Consider the following 22509-nt stretch of genomic DNA (forward strand, 5'->3'; position numbering starts at 1 on the left):
GCGGCCGTGCCCGGCCCAGTTGCGGGTTTCCGGAAACGAGCAAGTACGTAGCTTGCGCACGCCGCCTCCCCACACCCTTCCCATGAGCAAATCCCCCATCGAGAAATCACCCGTCCAGCTTTTTGACTTGCTGGTAGAACTGCTGTTGGCCAAGGACATGCCGGAGGTGGTGGTGGCCAGTCGCCTTAAGCCCTTTGTGCACGCTACCCGCCAAGAGCCTGACCGGCTGGGGCGCAAGTTTCTCATTCTGAAGGGAGCCGGCTTTCAGTTGACCGCCACCTTCGAAAAGCCGTCCTTTAGCCTCTACCAGGTTACGGCCCGGCTGACGCCGTCGGCCTATGCCCAGATAAAGGCGCACGCCCAAGCGCTGGCGTCGGTTACCCAGACCGAGATGGTATGGAGCAACAGTTGGTTCGGATTGTGGCCCGCCTTGAAGGTGAGCCGGGGTGATGCGCCCCGGCAAGCCGTGACGGCCCGCTTTATGGGGTTGCTGCCGGGCCAGAAGTTTATTGTTCTAACGCGCCGCTAGCCCCTACCCGGCTAGTCAGCGTAATACGAGTACAACGGTCAAGCTGGCTGCACCAGCCTGGTAGTAGGGCAGGACCTTGACCAACATTTCACGTGTGTCAGGTTTTATGCATTACTGGTCAGCGTATTGCTGATGGTATAGATAAGGGCAAACAGCAAGGCCTGATTGACGGTGCTGTGCTGGCCTTTCGCCCCAACTAAACCAAGGTCCAGGGCCACTGGCACGTGGCGTAGCTCGTCGTCAATGGTAGGGCGAACTGGCACCACGTGCTCGCCCAACTCTTCGCGCACTTCTTTGTCCGAGTTGACCACCGCTACGCGGCGCGAAGTCAACACCCCGGCAGTGAACAGTCCCGCGCGAACCAGCACCCGCTGACCGGCTGGCGGCGCGGCCCAGTGAGCGGCGCGGTAGCGAAGGGCGGCGGGTCAGGACGAGTAACGTATCGGCCGGTAGGGCTAAGAGCGGCGCAGCACACGCACGTTACGTTGCGGCCGCAAGGGGTGTTGTGAGCATCGGCATGCCCACTAAGCGCATCAGAAACAGTGAAGTAAAGGTAAGCGTACGGTCACAGCAATGGGTAATGAAAGATGCGTTGCCGAACCGATTCCTGACCGTCTTACTGGCCGTACAGCTGGCTTAATAAAACCAAAACACCCACCACCAGGTAGATGCCCAGGCGTTGGAGTTTCAGAGCAGGCTTATGGTGTTCACACATGCGGCCTTAACACGAGACTACCTATTTGCGTTGCATGCCCCGCTGTGGAAAGTCGCTCGCTGGCCTATCTTAAATTTCTCTGCGTAATACCGCGCCGCGTATTGCTACGACCCGTTCTCTTTTACTGTTGAGCTCTCATCTATTTCCAGGCATTTAGCGCCCGCAACTCGCGCTGCTGCGCCTGCGACCATTGCTTGGCCAGGGCTTTTTGCCTGGCTTCCCGGCCGTAGCGCAACTCGGTCCGGGCCAGGAGCAGCCCACTTTGGTAATACAAGGCCGTAAGGGCTGCAAACTCCTGGTCTGGATTGCCCGCTTTCACCGGGGTAGCCAGTATGCGCCGGACCCGTTGCAAAGCCTGCTGCAAGGCCCGCACCTGGGCCGGAGAAGTCGCGCGGAAGTCGGCCCCCGGGCTGTGCTGATTTAAGTGCAGGGCTTCGAGCTGTTTTAAATTACGCTGGCTGCGGTGACGCAACGTATCAGCTGCCAGGCGCAGTGCCGCCTCTTTGCCGCGCCGCAGTTGCGCCTGCGCCAGGTCCAAGCCACTGTGGTGGTACACTTCTAGCAGATGGATGAAGACGTGGTCGGGGTTTTCAACCGAGTTGTTGTTGAGTACCTCGTCGCGCAGTGCCGCCACGATGCCACGCACGGTGGCTGGCTCTCCGGGTGGGTCGGAGTGGGTTACCGGCTCGCGGGCGTCCCCATGCGGCGGGGGCGGCAGAGGCGTGGGTTTTGTGGCCTGCGGGGTCGGTTTTGGGTCGCAGCCGCTCAGCACCAGCGCGGAAAGTAAGCAAACGAATGGAAGCGAAGCGGGGCAGAGACGCGCCATAAACAAAAATTCCTAGTGGTTGAGACGTCGATAGCAATGGCTAAAAACTAAAACCGCCCGCCTCTTTTCTGAGGCGGGCGGTTTCGCGCTCCGTTATTGCTGGCTGCCCTGTTCATGGGCATGCAGCGGCTCGTTGTGGCCGTGCTCATGCGAGTGGTGCAAAGCGGCCTCTTCGGCATGCTTCTGCGCATGGGAGGCAAAGCCGTAGGCGGTATAGCCGTGGTGGGCGGCCTTCTCGTGGTCGCCTTTTTTGAGGTGCTCGGCGGCGGCACGGTGATTTTGCAGGGCGTGCTCAAAGTAGTGAGCGGCCTTTTCGTGGGCTTCAATGATTTTCTGGTGCTCTTCGGGATGGTCAGCCATGAGGGTAAGGATTAAGTGGAGGAAAATGTAAATGCGCTTACGCAGTAGCGGAAGTAGCGTTGAGGAAGGCGGGACCATGTACCCAAGGGAACGTCATGGCCCGGGGTTTAAAACGGTTTGATGTCATGCTTTAGGCCAACACCTTTATTTATCCCCGCCGCCGGCTCCCCCAGCCTTAGTATAGCACACCGTTGTGGGGCTGCATGGGTGCGGGCAGGTTCGTTTCGCCCAGCATCTGGCGCAAGTCGATTTCGATGGTGCGGCAGAGCGCCGTCATGGGCACGTCGTTCATCTTGTTCTCAAACGGGTTCTCGCTGATGTGGCCCACCAGCTCGATGGTCACGAACACCCAGGACACCAGCATGGAAAAGGGTACCGTGAGCCAGTAGTGGCCGTGGCCGAGCTTCTCGAACTCGCCCTGGACGCCCAGCGGCAGCAGGGCCACGAAGAGCCAGACGAAGACGATGCTGGAAAAGGCATACTGACGCGGAAAGGGCGTGTTCTTAATCCGCTCGCAGCCGCCCTGCAGGTTGGTCATCTCCCGCAGGTCTTCCACCAGTGTGCGGTGCTGCAGCGGGTCGAAAAGCCCTTCCGCGTCGCGCAGGGCCTGGGTTTGCAGCAGCAGCAACTGGGCCGGTGGGTTGGCCGTCGCGCGCAGGTAGGCGGATTCGGCCGGGTCCAGGAAGGGGGCGACGTCCTCGTCCCAGCGCTGGGGCTGGCGGCGCAGGTGCAGGCGCAGGGCATTTACCCAGGCAATCTGTCGTTTCACCAGCCGGTGCTGGGCGCTAACCTGTTCAGGCGTCAGGGTGCTGCGCGCGGGCTGGGTGTTGGCCAGCACCAGCATGGCCCAGCTACGGCTGCGGTTGACAATGCCGCCCCACAGCTGCCGGGCCTCGTTGAAACGGTTGTAGGAGCTGCTGTTTTTAAAGCCCACGTAGAACGACACGGCCACGCCCAGGATGCTTACCAGCTGCCAGGGCACGTCCAGCCAGGTCATCTTCAGGGGCCCGTGCAGGACGGCCAGGCTTAAGTCATAGACAAAGAAAATCAACAGGTCTTTCCAGGAGTAGTCCCAGATAACGCGCCAGTGAATGTGTTTTTGAACGTACATGCAAGCCGAATATGAGCGGATAAAGGAGCGGGCGGTTAACCAAAGCGCCGGCGATAGGGCTGACTACAGGATGCCAGCCAGCAGGTTGATGGTCAACGCCACGATGCTGGTGTTGAAGGCAAAGGCCAGCAGCCCGTGCAGCATGACCAGGCGCCGCATGCGGGTAGAGGAGACGTCCACATCGGCCGTCTGAGCGGTGGAGCCCACGACAAAGGCGAAATAGGCGAAGTCCCAGTAGGAGGACGGGGGGGCGCCTGGAAAGTCCAGTCCGCCCAGGTTATCGGGTGGGTCGGTGGAGGTATCCTCGCTGAAGTACACGTGAGCATAGCGCAGGGCAAACACCGAATGCACCAGCAGCCAGGCCCCTACTACGGCTCCGGCCGAAAGCAGCACGTGATAGGCGACCTCCCGCCGGCTCAGGTTGGGCAGGTTGCTCAGCAGCATCACCACGGCCAGCAGCGAGGCCGCGCTGCCGACCAGCACCGCCACGAAGGTCCACGTCCGCCCGGGGTCCTGGCGGTTGGCCATGCGGCGAATGTGGGCGGCATCGGCCCGGCGGGTACCGGCCCAGAGCAGGGCCAGGATGCACAGACAGAACAGGTTCCAGGTGGCCACCAGCCGGGTGGCCGGCAGCAGGGTGCCGGGCAGCAGCGCCCACCCCGTGCCCGCGCCCCCCGCGGCCAGCAGCAGGCGCTGGGGCGCCGTGAGGTTGAGTAAGTGGTGCTGCAGGTGACGGTGGGCAAAAAACCGGGCAAAAGGCATGACAAAAGAATCCGCCGGCCAACGTGCCGGTCAATGAAAGAAGTGAGTTAGTAGTTGATGTGCACGCCGTAGCTCTCGTCCACCAGCACGTCTTTCCACTGGGCAATCAGGCGCTGGTAGGCCCGGCCCACGGGCCGCTGCTTGCGGTCGAGGTCGTAGAGGCCTAGCGGGTTGACGCGCCCGTTGTTTTCGCGCAGGGCCGTGTCCCAGTCCACCTGGTCGAGCAGCGAATACCACGTGAAACCCACCAGCGGAATGCCGTCCTGCTTGAGGCGGTAGGCATTGGCCCACTGCCGCCACAGCCAGTTCACGGCGTCGGGCTCCCACAGGTTGGTTTCGGTGTGCATCAGCGGCATGCGGTAGCGGTCGTAGTACTGCCTGGCGATGACGTAGTAGCCGAACACGTCGCCGGCGGGGTAGGTACTGCCGTCTTCGCGCACCATGCGCTCGTTGTTGCGGTAGTAGTCCGTGCCCATGATGCACTTGGCCTTGATGTGCTGGTCGTCAAACCAGTGGTACTCGGCGTCCGTCATGCCGTTTTTGAGCAGGAATTCGTACATGACCACGCTCACGGGGTAGCCGTAGGTTAAATCCAGGCTCAGGAAGCGCTTCTGATTGAGAAAGTTAGCCAGGGGGCGGGCAGCCGGCGTTTCGGGGTGGAAGTACTCGGCCGACTCGCTCTGGATGAAGGTGGCTCCCGGCTGCACGGCCAGGATGGCCTGCATGGCCAGCACACCCGCCCGGCACACGTGCTTGAGGGCCGTCACGAAAGCCTGGTCGCTGGCCAGGCACTCGTTCCACCAGCCGTACTGGGCCGAAAACATGGTGGTGACAAAGATTTCGTTGATGGGGGTGTAGAACTGCAGGTCCGGGAACCGGGCGGCAAACGCCCCGGCGTAGGCAGCGAAGTGCTCCGGGAACTCCGGGTTCTGGAAGTTGCCCAGCCAGTCGGGCAGGCCGAAGTGCAGCAAGTCCACCAGGGGCGTGATGCCCAGCTCGCGCAGGGCGCCGAAGGTCTCGTCGGTAAAGGCCCAGTCGTAGAGGCCCGGCCCGGTGTGCACCCGGTAGTAGGGCGGGCCGTAGCGCAGAAACTCAATGCCCATTTCCTTGACCAGGGCGAAGTCTTCGCGCCAGCGCTCGTAATGGCCGGTTTTCTCCAGCTCGTCCACCCGCTGCATCGTCCCGTCGGGCAGCCGGATGGTGGGGTAGCTGTTTTCGATGCCGGTGGCAAACATGAAGGCGCTCATGGGCTTGGGGGTCAGATTAAACGGAAATGGAAAAGTGCGTGCGGGGAGGCGGTTACAGGATGCTGAGCCGGCCACCGTCCACGACCAGGGTAGTACCGTTGATGTAATGGGCATCGGCCGAGGCCAGGTAGCAGATGGCGCCGGCAATGTCTGCGGGGTGGCCAACCTCGCCCTCAATCTTCTCCTTGCCGCTTTTCACGTTCGGGTTGTTCCACAGCATGGGCGTGTCCACGGCTCCGGGGGCCACGCAGTTGGTGCGCACGTGAGCGGCCGGATATTCCTGGCTCATGCCCCGGGTGAAGGCCTCCAGGGCGCCTTTGCTGGCCGCGTAGGGAATCACGTTGGCCGTGGTTTCCTGCGCGTGCACCGAACTGATGTTGACAATGGCCCCGCCCTGCATGTGGGGCAGGCACAGTTTGCTGAGCAGGAAAACGGCCCGCAAATTCACGGCCATAACCAGGTCCCACTCCGCTACCGCCAGTTCGGTGAGGGGCTTGAAGGTCATCATGGCCGCGTTGTTGACCAGCACATCCACCCGGCCGTAGGCGGCTACTACGGTACCCATGGCCGCTTCTATCTCGGCCACCAGGCCCAAATCAACCCGGATGGCCCGGGCCTGACCGCCGCCTTTTTCAATCAGGGCCACGGTCTGCTGGGCCGTGGTTTCGTCGCGGTCCAGGACCACGACGGTGCCGCCTTCAGTTGCCAGCTGCAGGCAGGCCGCCCGGCCGATGCCGGAGCCGCCGCCGGTGACGAGGCATATTTTGTCGGTAAAGCGCATGGGGTCAGTGCTTGGTGGGAGAAGCGTGAGCGGAAGTCCAGGCCTGCACCTGCCGCAGGTGCCGGAGCTGGTCGTGGTGAAAGCGGTGGGCCAGGGCAATCAGGGGCGGGTCGCTGCCGTGGGCGATGCCCTCCTGCACCAGCAGCAGGCCGGTGCGCAGGTGGGCGGAGAGGGCCGCGGCAAAGTCGGCGTCCGGGTTGCCCGTCGGCGGGCGGGAGTACCGGGCCGCCGAATCGCAGGCCGCCTGTACGTCGCGGGAAAATTCCTGGTAGAAGCGGGTGTTTTCTTCGGAGGCCTTGTCGTGGGTGCGGCTCGCGAGCCGGCCCAGCGCCAGACTTTCCTGCTGCCACTCCCGGCGCAGCGAATCGGCCAGCGCCCGCAAGTCCGCATCCCGTCCCGTGGCCTGTTCCACGGCAACCAGCTGCTGGGCCCCGCGGTGATGCTCCAGCAGCAGCGAGGCCACGTCGTGGTCGATGTTGCCTGAGCGGGCCACCGTGCGCAGGCGCTGCTGCGCCCGGGCGGCCACGGCTGGTGCGGAGCTGAGTTCGGGTTGGGCCGGGGCCGGATGGCGCTGGTGCGTGTCGGCCGTGTGCACCGGCGTTTCCGGCGTCGACTCCCGGCACGCGCCCAGCAGCAGCAACGTGAGCACACCCACAACGAAACGAGGTATCATGCAGCGAGCGAAGTAGCTTATCACCGCCTGGGCCCGAGCCAAGGAGTGACGGAAATGTGAAAAATGCGGGCCCCAGGGCTACAGGGTCGTGCGCACGATGTTGCTGTGCCCCTCAAAGGCATCCTGCTGATTGAAGTGCTGCACGTGGTACTCCAGCGTGGTGCCGGCCGGAAACGCTTCCGTGTCGATAAAAGGCGAACGGGCGTTGGTGGCCACTTGCTGCCAGGCGTCCCCGGCTGTCCCTACCCGGCGGTACACGTGCACCTTTTCCAACATTTCTTTAGAAAAGGCAATATGCCGGCCCGCCGGCACCAGGGTGAGTTCGATAAGAAGCTTGTGCGAATCCATAGTAGGCAAGTAAAAAGGGCCGGCTACACGAGCATGCCCAGAAGTAGAAACAGGAGAAAACCCAGGAAGAAGGCCGAGGTCAGCCAGGGCGACTCCGGCTCCTCGTGGGCCTCGGTCAGCAGCTCTTCCGTCACCAGAAACAGCAGCGCGGCCAGGCCAAAGGAGAGCACCAACTCCATCACGTTGTCGGAGGCCCCCTTGAGCACGGTAATGCCCACGCCGGCCCCCACGACCAGCAGGGCCGAAAGTGCGGCCACGATGCCCACGGTGCGGGCTTTGCCCTGTCCATCCTGGCGCAGCTCCACGGCCGTGGCCAAGCCCAGCGACAATACTTCAATGGTGAGGGCAATGGCCAGCAGCATACCTTCTTCTGCCCCGGCGGCAAAGCCGATGCCCAGCAGCAGCCCGTCGATGAGAATGTCAATGCCGACCCCGGTGAGCAGGCCCATCGGCAGCGTGCCGGAACTGGCTACCTCGTCCGGCGCGGTTTGGGAAGCCCACTGCACCCCGGGCGGCAGGGCCGGCGTGGGCAGGGCTTTTTCCTTTTCGGCTGCCTTGCGGGTAAAGGAACGCAGGGCCAGCATCACCCCGACCCCAATGGCGAAGCCCAAGCCGACTTCCAGCAGCCGGTGCCGGGCCACGATGTCGGGTAGCAACTCGACGGCCACCACGGAAAACACCACGCCGGCGGCAAAGTGCAGAATGGCACTGCGGATGGCCGCCCCGGGTGGGCGCAGAATCGCCACCACGGCGCCCACCACCATCACGGCGGCGGGCACCAGCGCGTAGAGCAGCACCTGGGTCCAGGAGGGGGTGACGGGCGGGGCAACGGAAAGCAGCAGTGTCATGGTGAGTCATTACATATTCAGGGCCCCGATACCGGCCGCGTTGAGACAGGCTTCCTTGAAGGCTTCGGCGTAGGTGGGGTGGGCGTGCGACATCAGGCCCACGTCCTCGGCCGCGCCGCGGAAGTGCATGATGCCCACAGCTTCGGCGATGATGTCGGCCGTGCGCGCGCCAATCATGTGCACGCCCAGAATCTCGTCGGTCTGCGCGTCGGTGAGCACCTTCACCACCCCTTCGGTGTCGGCCCCGGCCAGCGCCCGGCCGGAGGCCGAGTAGGGGAAAGTCCCCACTTTGTAGGCTTTGCCCTGCTCTTTGAGCTGCTCTTCGGTGTAGCCCACGCTGGCCACTTCGGGCCAGGTGTAGACCACGCCCGGAATGAGCAGGTAGTTCACCTCCGGGGCCTTCCCGGCAATGAGCTCGGCTACATACACGCCCTCGTCGGAGGCCTTGTGGGCCAGCATGGCCCCGCGCACCACATCGCCGATGGCCCAGATGCCGGGCACCGTCGTCTGCAGGTCCTCGTTGACTTTCACCCGGCCCTTCTCGTCCAGCTCCACGCCGGCCGCGGCCAGGTTCAGCCCCTCGGTGTAGGGCCGGCGGCCCACCGACACCAGGCAGTAGTCGCCTTCCAGCTTGAGCTCGGCGCTCGGGCCGCCCTGGGCCGTGAGCGTGACCGTGTCGCCGGTCCGCTCCACGGCCGTCACCCTATGCGAGAGGTAAAATGCCAGGCCCTGCTTTTTCAGGGAGCGCAGCAGCTCCTTGCCCATGGTGCGGTCCATGGTCGGGATGATGGCATCGGTGTACTCGACCACTGAGACCTTGCTGCCCAGGCGGGCGTACACCGAGCCCAGCTCCAGGCCGATAACCCCGCCCCCCACAATAATCAAATGCTTGGGCAGCTCGCGCAGGGCCAGGGCCTCGGTGCTGGTAATGATGCGCTCCTTGTCCAGGGTGATGAAGGGCAGGGTGCTGGGCTTGGAGCCGGTGGCGATGATGATGTTTTTTGCCGTAAGCTGCTGTGCTTCCCCACCGCCCCCATCCGCTGGCGCGACCTGCACAGTGGTGGCATTCACGAAGGAAGCTATCCCGTGCAGGATGTCCACCTTGTTTTTCTTCATCAGAAACACCACCCCGTCGCACACCTTCTTTACCACCTGGTCCTTGCGCGCCATCATGCGCGGCAGGTCGGCGCGCAGGTTGTCGGCGTCGATGCCGTGCTCGGCGAACTGGTGGGTGGCTTTCTGGTAGAGTTCGGTGGATTCGAGCACGGCCTTGCTGGGGATGCAGCCCACGTTGAGGCAGGTGCCGCCCAGGGTGTGATACTTTTCGATGATGGCCGTTTTCAGGCCCAGCTGCCCGCAGCGCACGGCGGCGATGTAGCCGCCGGGGCCGGAGCCGATAATAATTACGTCGTAGGAGGTCATGGTTGTGGAGAAAAGGGGGAGAGTGGTTGTGCAGGCTTACGAAGGGACTATGCGCACGAGCAGCGTTGATGAAGGCGGTTGGACGGGTGCCAGAACAGTCTGCACCTGTTGGGCTATGGCGTGCTCTTGCGCAACCGTCAGGGGGCTGGATACGCGTACCCATACATGCAGAACGGAACCGGTTTCGGACGGCTCAAGATGGGCCTCGGCGAGGGTGATGCCCGGAATCGTCTGAGTACAGCACTGCAGCCGGGCTTTCCATTCTTGCCGGCGTACCGTTGGCCCGGCAACCGAGGCTGGCTGCAATAGGCGGTAGGCATTGCCCACGAGCAGCGCGCAAATGCCCAGGGCCGCCCAGTCATCGGCCCATTCGTAGCCAGGGCCGCCCAGAATGGACAGGCTGATGCCGACGAGCGCGAGGTTGGACGGCAACGCATTGCTGGGGTGATACCACGCCCGGAACTCACCCAAGTTAGGGGGGCCAAACAGCTGCCGGTACGCGCCTTTTTCCAGCACGATGGCTACCCCGGCCACGCACGCTGATACAATGGTCGGCGGCGGGTGCGGAACGTTCATCACCCGAATGCAGTACCAGGCGGCGCCGAATGCTGCGGTAACCAATGCCCCGGCGCCGACGGTTGTCCACACGCGTTGCCGGGCGGCCAGCCCCTGTGAAGAGTCAGCAACTGGCCACCGGCCGGTGCGGCTCATCAGAAGAAGCCCTAGCTGGGCCGCGGATGCCAGGGCATCGGCCAGCAGTGCGTGCGAGGCTGCTTGCACCCCAACGGCCCACTTGCTAAAAACCAGCAACGCCAGAGCCGCAGCCGTTACCCACGCTGGCAGTGGAGTACGCTGGTTCGGCTGCAACTCAACGAAAGTGAAGGACATAGCGAGTGAAGGTGTTATCGCCACGCAATAGTGACCCGAGAGTCACTACAGATGGGTTTCGTGCTGGGCAAAGTCGCCGCGCTCCACCTGAATGGTGGCGTGCTGAATGGGATGCTTGGTGGTCACGTAGTCCTGGGCGCGGGTCAGCACGTCCTCGTGCCGGGCCTCGTCGGTCAGCACCACGTGCACACTCAGGGCATTCACGCCGGAGGTGAGCACCCAGGCGTGCAGGTCGTGCACGGCCGCCACGCCGGGCACCTGCAGCAGGCCCTGCCGCAACGTCTCCAGGTTCACGTCGGCGGGCGTGCCCTCCAGCAGCACGTTCACCGATTCCTTGAGCAGGGCCCAGGTGCGCGGCAGAATGAACAGGCCGATGCCGGCCGAGAGCAGCGGGTCGGCGTAGTACCACTTGGTGGTGAGCATGATGAGGCCGGCCACTATCACCCCCACAGAGGTGAGTAGGTCGCTGAGCACCTCGAAGTAGGCCCCCTTCATGTTCAGGCTTTCCCCGGAACTCTTGCGCAGCAGGTACACCCCGTAGAGGTTGACCAGCATGCCCACGCCGGCTACCCACATCATGGTGCCGCTTTCCACTTGGGGCGGATTCAAAAACCGGAAATAGGCCTCGTAGAGGATGTAAATCGAAATCAGAATCAGCACCACCGCGTTGGTGAGGGCCGCCAGAATCTCAAAGCGGTAGTAGCCGAACGTGCGTTGCGGCGTGGCGGGCTTCTCGCCGAAGCGGATGGCCAGCAGGGCCAGCCCCACCCCGGCCACGTCGGTGAGCATGTGGCCGGCATCGGCCAGCAGGGCCAGGCTGCCCGTCCACCAGCCGCCGATGACTTCGGCAATCAGGTAAGTCAGAGTCGTAAAGAAGACGATGGTCAGCGGGCGCTTGTTGCGCGCGGCGGCGCTGCCGCTCATGCCGTGGGCGCCACTCATGCGGCGGGGTCGTTGTGGTGATGCGGGCCCTGGCGCAATTGCTGCGGCATGCTTTCCACCACCGATGCCTGCCCGGGGCCTGCCCCTGTGCTCGGAGCTGGGGCTACCGCTTTCGTAGTGCCGGGGGTGGCGTAGTCCATGCGCTGAATGCGCACGGCGTTCAAAATGGCGAGCAGGGCCACCCCTACGTCGGCAAATACGGCTTCCCACATGGTGGCCAGACCGCCGGCGCCCAGCGCCAGCACGATGCCCTTCACGATAAAGGCCAGCCAGATGTTCTGCCACACCACGCGGTGGGTGGCGCGGGCAATGCGGCGGGCGGTGGCAATCTTGCTGGGGTGGTCGGTTTGAATGACCACGTCGGCCGTTTCAATGGTGGCATCCGAGCCCAGGCCGCCCATGGCAATGCCCACGTCGGCCAGGGCCACCACGGGCGCGTCGTTCACCCCGTCGCCCACGAAGGCGAGCTTGCGGCCGGCATCTTTGTACTGCTGCACGTAGCGCGCCTTGTCCTCGGGCAGCAGCCCGCCGTGGGCCTCGTCAATGCCCAGTTCCCGGGCTACGCGCTGCACGATGCTGTCCTTGTCGCCCGAGAGCATCACGATTTTAGTGATGCCGTCGGCCCGTAGCTCCTGCACCGTGCGGGCGGCATCCTCTTTGGGGGCGTCGGCCACGGTGAGGTAGCCGGCGTACTGGCCGTCCACGGCCGCCACCACAATGCTGTCCTGAATCTGGTCGACTTCGGCCGGGTACGCCACGTTAAATTTGGTCAGCAGCTTGGTGTTGCCAGCCAGCACGTCGTGCCCGTCCACGCGGCCGCGCAGGCCGTGGCCGCTGATTTCTTCTACGTTTTCCACGGTCACGCCCGTGGCGGCCGGGCCCACGTGCCCCACCACTGCTTTGGCAATGGGGTGGGTGGACTTGGTTTCCAAGGCTCCCACCAGGCGCAGCAACTGGGCTTGCTCCACTCCCACGGGCTGCACCTGCTGCACGGCAAACACGCCCTGCGTCAGCGTGCCCGTCTTGTCCATCACGACGGTGTCCAACTCGCGCATCACGTCCAGGAAGTTGGAGCCCTTGAAGAGAATGCCCGCTTTGGAAGCCGCCCCGATGCCGCCGAAGTAGCCGAGCGGAATGCTGATAACCAGCGCGCAGGGGCAGGAAATCACCAGGAACACCAAGGCCCGGTAGAGCCAGTCGCGGAACACGTAATCGTCCACGACGACAGCGGGCACGGCCACCAGCAGCACCGCCAGGAGCACCACAATGGGCGTGTAAATTTTGGCGAACTTGGTAATGAACTGCTGGGTTTTGGCCTTGCGGCCCACCGCGTCCTGCACCATGGCCAGAATCTTGGCCAGCTTGGTGTCCTTGTAATTGGCCGTCACGGCCACCTGAATCAGGCTTTCCAGGTTGACCATGCCGGCCAGCACCGGCTCGCCGGTCTGCTTGGTCTGGGGCACCGACTCGCCGGTGAGGGCCGCGGTGTTAAAGGATGCCGGTCCCTTCGCCAGCGTGCCGTCCAAGGCTACCTTCTCGCCCGGCTTCACCTCGATGGTGTCGCCCACCACCACTTCCTTGGGGTCAAGCACCACGCTCTGCCCGTTGCGGATAACCGTGACTTCGGTGGCCTGAATCTCCAGCAGGGCCTTGATGCTGCGCTTGGCCCGGTTCACGGCCGCGTCCTGGAACAACTCGCCCACGGTGTAGAACAGCATCACGGCCACGCCCTCCGGGTATTCGCCAATGGCGAAAGCCCCGAGCGTGGCAATGCTCATGAGCAGAAACTCGTTGAACACGTTGCCCGAAGGGATGCTCTGCACGGCCGAGCGAATCACTTTCCAACCCACCAGCAGAAAGGCGATGCCGTACCATACCAGACGCACGTAGCCGGTGAAAAACCCGACTTTGTAGTAGTCGAGGGCAATACCGGCCAGCAGCAGGGCGAAGCTCACGCCGGGCCACAGGTAGGGGTTGTCGCCGGCCGGGCCGTGGTCGTGGTCGTCGCCGCTGCCGTGGTCGTGCCCGGCGTGCTCGTCGGCGGCTGCACCCAGGTCCACGACCTTTTTGCCGGCGGGGTGGTGGTGGCCGCTATGGTCGTGCTCCGCATGGTCGTGGCCGGGCACGTCGTGGCCCTCGGGCGCAGTAGCTGCTTCAGGCGTGAGCTGGTCGCGGTTGAGCGCGCCCACGTTTTCGAGCTGCACCTGCTTGGCGGTGTTGAGCTCTTCGTCGGTGTTGGGGGAGGTTGGGTCAGGCATAAGACAAGAGAAGCATCAGGTTGAAAAATAAGGTGGGCGGGGCGGGGAACTTACCAGTCCACGAAGAAGCCGGCCACGCCCACTGCGACGAGCACGGCCCCGGTAAAGCGCCGCTCATGCCGGGCCAGGCCCGCGAGGTTCAGGCGGCGCAGGCCGGTGTAGGCCGCCGCTACCAGCGCGCTCATGGCCCCCACTGACACCACCAGGTAGGTGGCCATGAGCAGGGCCAGGGCCATGGGCCCCCGGGTGCCGGCGGCCAGAAAGAACGTTTGAATTTCCAGGCAGGGCGCCAGAAACATGGTCGCCGCCAAGCCCAGCACCACCCGGCCGCGGGGCCTGACGGCGGCCGGGTCCGGGTGGGTGTGGCCCGGCCCCGACAAGGCGTAGAGCATGCCGATGAGCACGAGCAGGGCGGGGGCCGCTACGCCAGCGAACTGCGAAAACTGCGCCGACAGGCGCCAGCCCAGCAACCCCAGCCCCAAACCCAGCAGCACCGTGCTTAGCACGTGGGCCAGGCCAGCAACCAGCGTCACGCCCACTGCCCGCCGCAGCGGCCAGCGCTCGGCCCGCGCCACGGCCAGCACCGGCGCCCAGTGGTTGGGAATCGCGGCGTGGAGCAGGCTAAGCAGCAGGCAACCGGTGAGCAGGTTTAGCATAAGCAGCGGTACGAAGCGGAACGTTAACTGGTCAGGGGTAGGGGGCTATTCTTCCTCCTCCGCATTCTTCAATTTGGCCAGCAGCGAGTAGGCCCCCTCCGTGACGATGCTCGCCGTCGTGGCACTCGTGCCGGCGGGCAATGTGACCTGCGTGTAGCCGTTTTCGCTGACGCCGGCTTCCACGGGCACCATGCGGTAGCGGGTTTCCTGCTTTTCACCCGCCTGGCCATCGGCCACGAAAATGAAGCTCTTGCCACCAAACTGCACCAGCGCCTTGTCGGGCAAGGCCGGCACGGTGGCCGAGTTGGTTTCGATGATGGCCCGCACGTAGGTGCCGGGCAGGCGGCTGGCGTCCTCGTGGCGCAGGTGGGCGTACACCCGCACGGTGCGGTCCTCGCCCACGGTGCGGCCAATCAGGTAGATTTTGGCCTGGTGGTCGGCGCCCACCGAGTCGTTGGCCAGCGAGTAGCGCACGGTCTGGCCGGTGCGCAACTGCGGTACGTCTTTCTCGAACACGTTGAGCACCACGTCCAGGTGGCCGGGGTCGATGATTTCAAACAGCACGTCGGTCGCCGTCACGCTCTGGCCCGCACTCACGTTGACGGCCTTCAGGAAGCCGCCGCGCGGGGCTTTCACCGGGGCGGAGGTCGTGAGCTTGCCGCCCACGGGTAGCCCGGCTAGGCGCAGGCGCGCAGCCTGGGCTGCTACCTGCGCCTGCAGGGCCTTGTATTCGGCCCGGGCCCGCTGGTAGTTTTTCTGCGGAGCCACTTCCTGTTTGTACAGCTCTTCCTGGCGCTCGTACTCGGAGCGGGCGTACTCCAGCTGACTGCTGGTTTCCAGGTAGTTCTGCTGCAACTCCAGAAACTCGGGGTTGCGGATGGTGGCCAGCACCTGCCCTGCCTGCACCCGGGAGCCCTGCAGCAGGGTGGTGCGCTCGACGATGCCGCCGAGCAGGGCGCTGACAGTCACCGCGTTTTCGGGCGGCGCGTCGAGCGTGCCGTTCACTTTCAGGCCCCCGCTGAGCACGCGGTCCTCCACCTTGCCCAGGCGGATGCCGGCCGAACGCTGCTCCTCGGGCGATAGGGTGGTTTGGGTGGGCTCTTCTTCCTCCGCGCCTTCGGCCACGGGCTTGTCATTCGTTGTGGCTACGGCGGGCGTTTCGGTAGCCGCTTCGCTGGGGGTATTCTCTTTTTTATCGGTGCCGCAGCCGGCCAGGGTCAGGCCCAGCAGCGTCAGGAATGCAATTTTATTCATGGGGAAATTCACAAGTCAGGAGAAAAGAGACGTTACTGGGCCGTGCTGTTGAGCAGGTAGTCCAGCTCGATAACCGTTTGGTTGTGCTCCAACAGCACTTCCAGGTAAGCCGTACGCAGATTCAGGGCCCGCTCCAGGTTGAGCAGGTACTCGCTGTAGCCGGTTTCGCCGGCCTTGAAGGCCCGGGTGCTCAGTTGCACAATCACGTTGGCCTGGGGCAGGGCCGTTTGCTGGTAGAAGTTCAGGCGCTGCTGCTGCTCGGCGTGGCGGGCCACCAACTCGTCTTGCCGACCGGCCAGTTCGGCCAGCTGCCGCCGGTACGAGGCGGTGGCCACCTGCTCCTGGAGCTTAGCGGCCTGCACCCGGCTTTTCTGGGGGCCGCGCAGGATGGGAATGCCCACCGAGCCCTGGACTCCCTGGAACCGGTTGCTGCCGGAATAGTAACGCTCATCCCCTCCTACCCCACCGATGGTCTGCGGGCCGATGAGCGACTGATTGAAATAGCCCAGCGTGACGTTGGGCAGCCCTTGGGCCTGCTCGGCGCGCGTGGCCGCCTGGCGCTGGGCAATCAGCTGGCGCAAGACCTGGGCATCCGGGTTTTGGGCCAGGCGGGTCGTGTCGCCCGCCGCCGGCAGCACCACGGGTTCCAGGGGACGCAGCAGACTATCTGCCACGTCCACTACCTGCGCCTGTTGCAGCAGGGCCTGTAGCTGGCGCTGGGCCACCTGGTAGCCCGTGCGGGCCTGCCGAATCAGGGCGCGGGTTTCGCCCTGCTGCACCAGGGCCGTGGCCGGTTCGAGCCGGGCCACTTCGCCGGTTTTAAAGCGCAGGTTGGCGGCTCGCAAAAACTCAGAGTACAGGCTGTCCTGGCCGCGCAGCACCTTGAGGCGGTGGCGGGCGTAGACGGCCTGCTCGTAGCTCAGGCGCACCTGCCGCCGCAGGTCGGCCTGCACCTGGGCCAGCTGCAACTGCTGCCCCCCTACCTGCGCGTCCAGCAGCCGGGCCTGGCTGCGGTACACGCCCGGCAAGGAGAAGGTTTGGCTGACGTTGAACTGGTTGTCGTTGCGGTAGGTGTTGTACTGCCCGTAGGTAACGCCAAGGGTGGTGCGGCCCAGGTCGGTGGCCGTGCGGCGCAGGGCCTGCTGGGCTTCGAGCGAGCGTTGGGCGACCTGCACCGTGCCGTTGGCCTGCAGGGCCTGGGTGACGGCCTGCTGGGCCGTGAACGGGGTGCCGCCGACCGTCAGTTGCGGTTGCTGGGCTTGGCCCGTAAGCGGGAAAGCGAGCAACAGCAGGGCTATGGCCCCGGCTACCAGCGGGGTGGTTGGCGCAGCACCCGGCACCGTGGTCGGCGCCTCCTCGTGCAAGTCCTGCTCGTCATCGGCCGATTTCTTCACCCGGCTTTCCACCAAAGCATACAGAATCGGCAGCACTAGCAGCGTGAGTAGCGTGGCCGTCACCAGGCCGCCGATGACGACGGTGGCCAGGGGGCGCTGCACTTCGGCCCCGGCCGAAGTGGCCAGGGCCATGGGCAGAAAGCCCAGCGAGGCGACGGTGGCCGTCATCAGCACGGGTCGCAGGCGGGTGGCCGTGCCCTGCAGAATGCGCTCGGTCAAGTCGGTCACGCCCTCTTTCTTGAGCTGATTGAAGTAGCCGATGAGCACTACGCCGTTGAGTACGGCTACCCCAAACAGGGCAATAAAGCCTACCCCGGCCGAGATGCTGAACGGCATGCCGCGCAGCCAGAGCGAGAGCACCCCGCCGATGGCCGAGAGCGGAATGGCCGTGAAAATCATCGTGGCCTGCAGCAGGGAGCGGAAGGTGAAGAAGAGCAGCGCAAAAATCAGCAGCAGGGCCACCGGCACGGCGATGCTCAGGCGCTGGGAGGCTTCGCGCAGGTTCTCAAACTGCCCGCCGTACGTCGTGTAGTAACCCGGGGCGAGCTTGAGCTGCTGGTCCACCTTGCCCTGCAACTCTTCCACCACGCTTTCCACGTCGCGGCCCCGCACGTTGAAGGCCACGGTGATGCGGCGCTTGGCGTCGTCGCGCTGAATCTGGTTGGGGCCTTCCACCAGGCTCACGTCCGCTACCTGCTCCAGGGGAATCTGCTCGCCGCGCGGCGTGGCCACAAACAGCTGGCGTACACTCTCAATGTCCTTGCGCAGGGCCGGGGGCAGGCGCAGCACGAGGTCAAAGCGGCGCTCCTGCTCAAATACCTGCCCGGCGCTCTGCCCGGCAAAGGCCGTCTGCACCGTGCGGTTCACGTCTTCCACGTTCAGGCCGAACTGGGCCAGCTTGTTGCGGTCAAGCTTGACGACGATTTGCGGCAGGCCGGTCACCTGCTCCACGTACACGTCCTCGGCCCCCTGCACCTGCCGCACGAGCGCGGCCGTGCGGGCGGCGTAGTCGGCCAGCTGGTCTAGGTCCTCGCCGTAGATTTTAAGCACCACGTCCTGCTTGGCGCCGGAAATAAGCTCATTAAAGCGCATCTGGATGGGCTGCTGAAAACCGAAGGTGACGCCCGGAATCACGCTCAGGGCGTGGGCCATCTTCTCGGCCAGCTCCGCTTGCGACGTGGCCGACGTCCACTCCTTGGGGTCTTTAAGCGTGACCATCACGTCGGCCGCTTCCACCGGCATGGGGTCGGTGGGAATTTCGGCGGCGCCAATCTTGGCCACCACTTCCTTGACTTCGGGGAATTGCTTTTTCAGAATGCCCCCGGCTTGGTTGGCTTTTTCAATGGTGTAACTCAGCGACGAGCCCGTGAGCACCCGCATCTCGATGGCGAAGTCGCCCTCGGAGAGTTGGGGAATGAACTCGCCGCCCAGCGTGCGGAACAGCAGGATGGTGCCCACCAGCAGGGCCACGGCCGTACCCAGCACGATGGCCTTGCTACGCAGGGCCCAGCTAATCATGGGGCGGTAGCGGGCTTCGAGCCAGCTCATCATCTTATCGGAGAAGGTGCGCTTGGGCGTCGTGTTGCGGCTCAAGCCCAGCGCGGCCATCATCGGCACGTAGGTGAGCGAGAGAATCAGGGCGCCCACGATGGCAAAGGCCACGGTCTGGGCCATGGGCTTAAACATCTTGCCTTCAATACCGGACAAAGCCAGCAAGGGCAGGTACACAATCAGGATGATGACCTCCGGGAAGCCGGCCGAGTCGCGGATGCCGGCGGCGGCGTGGTACGTCTCATCGTCCATCTGCCGCTGGCTGAGCAGGCCGCTCTTGGTGTGGCCCGCGCCGGCGTGACCCGAATGCAGGCGATGGATGATGGCCTCCACGATAATGACGGCCCCGTCCACGACCAGGCCAAAGTCAATGGCCCCGAGCGAGAGCAGGTTGCCCGACACGCCGAAGAGCTGCATCATGGCAATGGCAAAGAGCATGGCCAGCGGAATCACGGAGGCCACCACCAGGCCCGCGCGCAGATTGCCCAGGAAGAGCACCAGCACGAAAATCACGATGAGGGCACCCTCAATCAGGTTTTTGGTGACGGTGTGAATCGCCCGCCCCACCAGGTCGGAGCGGTCCAGGTACACGTCCACGGTGACGCCTTCGGGCAGGGACTTGCGCACGGTTTCCATGCGCTCCTTGACGGCCTTGATGACCTCGTTGGCGTTGGCCCCCTTGAGCATGAGCACGATGCCGCCGGTCACTTCGCCTTCGTTGTTGCGGGTCATGGCGCCATAGCGGACGGCCGAGCCCAGACGGATGTTGGCCACGTCACGCACCAGAATGGGCAGCCCGGAAGTCGTGCTTTTCACGACGATGTTGCCGATGTCCTGGGGGTTGGTGACCAGCCCCTCGGTGCGGATGGCGTACGCCGTCGGGTTCTTATCCAGGTAGGCCCCGCCGGTGTTCTGGTTGTTGCGCGAGACGGCCTGGTAGACTTCGTCCACGGTAATGTTGAGGGAGCGCAGCCGCTCCGGGTCCAGGGAAACTTCGTATTGCTTGAGCAAGCCGCCGAAGCTGGCCACGTCGGCCACGCCTTCGGTGCCCAGCAGCTGGCGCCGCACAATCCAGTCCTGAATCGTGCGCAGCTCGCGGGCGTCGTACTTCTTTTCGTAGCCGGGCTTGGCCCGCACCAGGTACTGGTAGATTTCGCCCAGGCCGGTGGAAACGGGGGCCAGCTCGGGCCGGCCGACGCCGGCCGGAATCTGGCTTTCGGCTTCGCGCAAGCGCTCGGCCACCTGCTGGCGGGCCCAGTAAATGTCAATGCCATCCTCGAAGACGATGGTCACGACCGAAAGGCCGAAGCGGGAGAAGGAGCGCACGTTGTCCTCGCCCGGAATCGTGGCCACGCTTTGTTCAATGGGGAAAGACACCAGCCGCTCGATGTCGTTGGCGGCCAGCGAAGGGGCCACCGTGTAGACGACGACCTGGTTGTTGGTGATATCGGGCACCGCGTCGATGGGGAGGCGGTAGAGCGAGTAGCCGCCCCAGGCCATGAGCGCCAGGGTCAGCAGCCCGATGATGAGCTTGTTGTGAATGGAAAAATAAATCAGCCGGTTGAGCATGCTGGCTTGGGGGTAAGACTAGAAATCCTGAGAAGAAGGCGGCCGGAGCGCAAGAAGCTCAACGGCGGCGGGGCCGGCAGGGCACAACACGTGCGCATGCGCCAACGGGACCGGGCACAGTAGCGTGCCCGGTCCCGCGACGGAACCGGAAAAACAGGAAACTAGGCTTGGGGGGGCTGCCAGATGCTGCCCGCCCGCTCCCGGGGGGCGGGGGGCGCGAGCCGGGCAAACCGGCCCGGCGGGATAAAGAAGGGTGGTTTAGCCGTCAGGGCAACAACCGTAGCCGTGGGCAGCGAGGTGCCCGAGCAGCACTGGCACTGGCACAAAGGCGAGCACCAGTCCAGGCGGGAGTGGGCCTCGGATTCGTGTTCCGTGGCCGCGACGTACGTTTCCGTGCCGCTGACCCGCACCGGGGCCGTGTCTGCGCAGGGCAGACAAGCCAGCAAGGCCAGGTAAAACGCAAAGAACACGGAAAAGAAACGCATGTCGGAAAGACGGGACGGTGCAAACCTACGGAATGTGCGCCAATAAGGATACGTACCGGGCTAATCAGGCCGCCGGCAGGATAAGGTCTGCGAGTGAATCAGCCACTGCCCCTGCTGGCAGGTAAGTACGGAAATAACGGTGTAACAGCGCCGGCGCCGGCGACGCGCTGCCGCCGAAACGGGCTCAGACAGGCAATAAGTTTCCACGGCCAGCGCGCGGGCCGAGTCCGGCAGAACACTCACCTGGTAATCCTGCGGCAGCGGGGCCGGGCGGCACCAGCCGCGGCAGCCGGCCAGCCGCACAAAGCGGGCGCGTACGGGCCGCTCCGCCTGATTCACTATCCAGCCCGATGGCGTAAACGCCGCCACGGCTGCCGCCGAGTCACCCGCTTGCCGTGCGCGGCGATAGACCAGAAGCGTTTGCCGCACGGCAGCCTCGACCACAGGGGTGCGGCTTGGTTCGTCCGCGGGCAGAGCAGCTGGGAGCCGAGGTGCTGCCAGCATCGGCAGGGCTAGCGCGGCCAGCCGAAAATAAGCGGGAAGAAAAACGGAAAAGCGGCCTAGATGCATAGTGACCAGCACGAGCGGCGGGCTAATAAAGTTATATGGGTGGGCAATACCAGCTTGGAGGCCTGCGTCAAGACAGACCGCTGAACGCGGGGAGAACATCCAGAGGCCCGACGTTACCTGGAACAGCTTGCGGCCCCTTGCATAGTACTGCCTTGATACAGGGGCTGATTTACATCTCAGCGCCGAAAACTCAAGCCCAGGAAATAGCTGGTCTCCGTGGCCTGGGTAAGGGCCAGGTTCACCCCCAGGTCCAGTTGCACGTTGTCGGTCACCCGCCAGATGGGACCACCGTTGAGCGTGGCCGTCCAGGCCGGCGCCCGCGTGTCCCAGGCGGCGGCCACTTCGAGAAAGCCGCCGAGGGTGCGGTACAGGTCGTGGCCCACCGTCACGGTAGGGGCTAACTCCAGGTAATGTGCCTGCGCTTCCGGGTCGCGGTTCCAGGAAGCCTGCAGTTGAGAGCCAAACGACCAGTCGCGGGGCAGCTGCCACGCGAAAGGGGCTACGAGGCCGCCTTCCCAGGCCCGGTTGCCGCAGCTGCGTCCGGTGGGCAGTTTCACAAAAGGCATCAGCGCCAGGGCGGTGGCGCCCCCGTCGTTGCCCCAGAGGTTGCGCTTGAGGCGCAGGGTTACGTCACCGAAGCCGGCGCGGCGCACGGGCTGCTCGGCGTCTTCGGTCTGGATGGTGTAGGATTCCACCACCACCTGCAGGTCCATCTGCCGGGTCAGGCCCAGCTTGATATTGGCGTGGTTGAAGGCCAGCTGCTGACTGGCCTCGCCGTAAAACCGTTGCTGGCCCAGGCGGACTACATCCGTTTCCACCTGAAAGTGGCCCGCGTCCACCGAGTAGGCGCTTTCGGTGGCATCGGGTCGGCCGGTGCTCATGGGCCGCAAGCGGGCGCGCGGTACCGGACGGAAAAGCGAGTAGCGTTGCCGGCTGAGCAGCAGCGAGTCACGGTCAGTAAGTTGGAGGGGTTGCTGGGCTAGTGCGGGCGTGCCATGTAGGTAGAGCACCCCACTCAGAAACGTAAGAAGTCGAAGCATGCAGGCGTATTTAAGGGTGTTTTTAAGCTAATCTAAATAAATTTTTAGACTATCCTAAATACTGCTACCGTGCACGAAAGGTTTACTCAGTTTCTCACTGGCCTCAGGTAAGGCCGCGTCAACTGGTACGTAACTGCCTCATCACTTCTGGGCACATTCCCGGCCCCTTTTACAATATCCTACTCTACCGCTAGGCTACCCAACAGCAGGCTGGGGGGCGGCTTGCACTTATAAAAAGTGGTTTTTAAAACCCGGCTCCGTAGGGGGGCAGTAGGAAAAG

The 22509-nt window shown here is 64.2% G+C and carries 21 protein-coding genes; 1 reads left to right on the forward strand and 20 read right to left on the reverse strand.

The features are described from left to right. The first annotated feature begins 82 nt into the window (after positions 1-82). Positions 83-529 carry a hypothetical protein gene (locus FY528_RS15750; protein WP_149071989.1) on the forward strand — a complete coding sequence of 149 codons (447 nt, stop codon included), beginning with the start codon at positions 83-85 and terminating at the stop codon, positions 527-529. Between the two features lie 104 nt (positions 530-633). On the opposite strand, the gene FY528_RS15755 is transcribed toward FY528_RS15750, so the two are convergent. The 20 genes from FY528_RS15755 to FY528_RS15850 form a co-directional block, all read right to left on the reverse strand. Further along, entirely contained in the window at positions 634-897 is a 264-nt protein-coding gene (locus FY528_RS15755; protein WP_149071990.1) for a hypothetical protein, read from the reverse strand. 486 nt (positions 898-1383) lie between these two features. Next, complete coding sequence (locus FY528_RS15760; RefSeq protein WP_149071991.1) at positions 1384-2070, reverse strand: DUF305 domain-containing protein; 687 nt, start codon at positions 2068-2070, stop codon at positions 1384-1386. A 93-nt stretch (positions 2071-2163) separates the two neighbouring features. After that, on the reverse strand, positions 2164-2430 hold the full coding sequence (locus FY528_RS15765) for a hypothetical protein (protein WP_149071992.1): 267 nt from the start codon (positions 2428-2430) through the stop codon (positions 2164-2166). Between the two features lie 175 nt (positions 2431-2605). Beyond that, positions 2606-3541, reverse strand: coding sequence for a bestrophin family protein (locus FY528_RS15770; RefSeq protein WP_149071993.1), 936 nt, complete (start codon positions 3539-3541; stop codon positions 2606-2608). Positions 3542-3604: 63 nt separating this feature from the next. Further along, positions 3605-4303, reverse strand: a complete 699-nt coding sequence (locus FY528_RS15775) for a DUF1345 domain-containing protein (RefSeq protein WP_129919131.1) — start codon at positions 4301-4303, stop codon at positions 3605-3607. A gap of 47 nt (positions 4304-4350) precedes the next feature. Beyond that, on the reverse strand, positions 4351-5550 hold the full coding sequence (locus tag FY528_RS15780) for a family 1 glycosylhydrolase (RefSeq protein ID WP_149071994.1): 1200 nt from the start codon (positions 5548-5550) through the stop codon (positions 4351-4353). 52 nt (positions 5551-5602) lie between these two features. Then, positions 5603-6331, reverse strand: a complete 729-nt coding sequence (locus tag FY528_RS15785; RefSeq protein WP_129919129.1) for an SDR family NAD(P)-dependent oxidoreductase — start codon at positions 6329-6331, stop codon at positions 5603-5605. A gap of 4 nt (positions 6332-6335) precedes the next feature. Beyond that, complete coding sequence (locus FY528_RS15790; RefSeq protein WP_129919128.1) at positions 6336-7004, reverse strand: DUF305 domain-containing protein; 669 nt, start codon at positions 7002-7004, stop codon at positions 6336-6338. Positions 7005-7082: 78 nt separating this feature from the next. Continuing rightward, positions 7083-7352, reverse strand: a complete 270-nt coding sequence (locus FY528_RS15795; RefSeq protein ID WP_149071995.1) for a hypothetical protein — start codon at positions 7350-7352, stop codon at positions 7083-7085. 23 nt (positions 7353-7375) lie between these two features. Continuing rightward, positions 7376-8200, reverse strand: coding sequence for a ZIP family metal transporter (locus tag FY528_RS15800; protein ID WP_262384022.1), 825 nt, complete (start codon positions 8198-8200; stop codon positions 7376-7378). 9 nt (positions 8201-8209) lie between these two features. Then, the gene (gene lpdA / locus FY528_RS15805; RefSeq protein ID WP_149071996.1) at positions 8210-9622 is read right to left on the reverse strand and encodes a dihydrolipoyl dehydrogenase; all 1413 of its coding nucleotides are present in this window, start codon (positions 9620-9622) and stop codon (positions 8210-8212) included. 36 nt (positions 9623-9658) lie between these two features. Next, a complete protein-coding gene (locus FY528_RS15810) occupies positions 9659-10510 on the reverse strand; it encodes a cation efflux transmembrane domain-containing protein (protein ID WP_149071997.1) in 852 nt (283 codons plus the stop codon). A 45-nt stretch (positions 10511-10555) separates the two neighbouring features. Beyond that, positions 10556-11452 carry a cation diffusion facilitator family transporter gene (locus FY528_RS15815; RefSeq protein ID WP_149071998.1) on the reverse strand — a complete coding sequence of 299 codons (897 nt, stop codon included), beginning with the start codon at positions 11450-11452 and terminating at the stop codon, positions 10556-10558. Then, positions 11449-13710, reverse strand: a complete 2262-nt coding sequence (locus FY528_RS15820) for a heavy metal translocating P-type ATPase (RefSeq protein WP_149071999.1) — start codon at positions 13708-13710, stop codon at positions 11449-11451. The genes FY528_RS15815 and FY528_RS15820 overlap by 4 nt, the downstream gene beginning before the upstream one ends. Positions 13711-13760: 50 nt before the next feature. After that, complete coding sequence (locus FY528_RS15825; protein ID WP_129919122.1) at positions 13761-14366, reverse strand: hypothetical protein; 606 nt, start codon at positions 14364-14366, stop codon at positions 13761-13763. Between the two features lie 45 nt (positions 14367-14411). Continuing rightward, positions 14412-15620: an efflux RND transporter periplasmic adaptor subunit gene (locus FY528_RS15830; RefSeq protein ID WP_149072000.1), complete on the reverse strand. Its 1209-nt coding sequence runs from the start codon at positions 15618-15620 to the stop codon at positions 14412-14414. Between the two features lie 32 nt (positions 15621-15652). Beyond that, positions 15653-20134, reverse strand: coding sequence for a CusA/CzcA family heavy metal efflux RND transporter (locus tag FY528_RS15835; protein ID WP_149072001.1), 4482 nt, complete (start codon positions 20132-20134; stop codon positions 15653-15655). A gap of 161 nt (positions 20135-20295) precedes the next feature. Continuing rightward, positions 20296-20619, reverse strand: a complete 324-nt coding sequence (locus FY528_RS15840; protein ID WP_129919119.1) for a DUF6660 family protein — start codon at positions 20617-20619, stop codon at positions 20296-20298. Between the two features lie 60 nt (positions 20620-20679). Beyond that, entirely contained in the window at positions 20680-21063 is a 384-nt protein-coding gene (locus FY528_RS15845) for a hypothetical protein (protein WP_149072002.1), read from the reverse strand. A gap of 302 nt (positions 21064-21365) precedes the next feature. Continuing rightward, on the reverse strand, positions 21366-22229 hold the full coding sequence (locus tag FY528_RS15850) for a transporter (protein WP_149072003.1): 864 nt from the start codon (positions 22227-22229) through the stop codon (positions 21366-21368). Between the last annotated feature and the right edge of the window lie 280 nt (positions 22230-22509).

Origin of the sequence: Hymenobacter lutimineralis (assembly GCF_008271285.1) — a bacterium.
In the GTDB taxonomy this organism is placed as follows: domain Bacteria; phylum Bacteroidota; class Bacteroidia; order Cytophagales; family Hymenobacteraceae; genus Hymenobacter; species Hymenobacter lutimineralis.

Coding starts and splice junctions, on each gene's coding strand:
- FY528_RS15750 (WP_149071989.1), top strand. CDS start 83: ATGAGCAAATCCCCCATCGAGAAATCACCCGTCCAGCTTTTTGACTTG.
- FY528_RS15760 (WP_149071991.1), bottom strand. CDS start 2,070: ATGGCGCGTCTCTGCCCCGCTTCGCTTCCATTCGTTTGCTTACTTTCC.
- FY528_RS15765 (WP_149071992.1), bottom strand. CDS start 2,430: ATGGCTGACCATCCCGAAGAGCACCAGAAAATCATTGAAGCCCACGAA.
- FY528_RS15770 (WP_149071993.1), bottom strand. CDS start 3,541: ATGTACGTTCAAAAACACATTCACTGGCGCGTTATCTGGGACTACTCC.
- FY528_RS15775 (WP_129919131.1), bottom strand. CDS start 4,303: ATGCCTTTTGCCCGGTTTTTTGCCCACCGTCACCTGCAGCACCACTTA.
- FY528_RS15780 (WP_149071994.1), bottom strand. CDS start 5,550: ATGAGCGCCTTCATGTTTGCCACCGGCATCGAAAACAGCTACCCCACC.
- FY528_RS15785 (WP_129919129.1), bottom strand. CDS start 6,331: ATGCGCTTTACCGACAAAATATGCCTCGTCACCGGCGGCGGCTCCGGC.
- FY528_RS15790 (WP_129919128.1), bottom strand. CDS start 7,004: ATGATACCTCGTTTCGTTGTGGGTGTGCTCACGTTGCTGCTGCTGGGC.
- FY528_RS15795 (WP_149071995.1), bottom strand. CDS start 7,352: ATGGATTCGCACAAGCTTCTTATCGAACTCACCCTGGTGCCGGCGGGC.
- FY528_RS15800 (WP_262384022.1), bottom strand. CDS start 8,200: ATGACACTGCTGCTTTCCGTTGCCCCGCCCGTCACCCCCTCCTGGACC.
- lpdA (WP_149071996.1), bottom strand. CDS start 9,622: ATGACCTCCTACGACGTAATTATTATCGGCTCCGGCCCCGGCGGCTAC.
- FY528_RS15810 (WP_149071997.1), bottom strand. CDS start 10,510: ATGTCCTTCACTTTCGTTGAGTTGCAGCCGAACCAGCGTACTCCACTG.
- FY528_RS15815 (WP_149071998.1), bottom strand. CDS start 11,452: ATGAGTGGCGCCCACGGCATGAGCGGCAGCGCCGCCGCGCGCAACAAG.
- FY528_RS15820 (WP_149071999.1), bottom strand. CDS start 13,710: ATGCCTGACCCAACCTCCCCCAACACCGACGAAGAGCTCAACACCGCC.
- FY528_RS15825 (WP_129919122.1), bottom strand. CDS start 14,366: ATGCTAAACCTGCTCACCGGTTGCCTGCTGCTTAGCCTGCTCCACGCC.
- FY528_RS15830 (WP_149072000.1), bottom strand. CDS start 15,620: ATGAATAAAATTGCATTCCTGACGCTGCTGGGCCTGACCCTGGCCGGC.
- FY528_RS15835 (WP_149072001.1), bottom strand. CDS start 20,134: ATGCTCAACCGGCTGATTTATTTTTCCATTCACAACAAGCTCATCATC.
- FY528_RS15840 (WP_129919119.1), bottom strand. CDS start 20,619: ATGCGTTTCTTTTCCGTGTTCTTTGCGTTTTACCTGGCCTTGCTGGCT.
- FY528_RS15850 (WP_149072003.1), bottom strand. CDS start 22,229: ATGCTTCGACTTCTTACGTTTCTGAGTGGGGTGCTCTACCTACATGGC.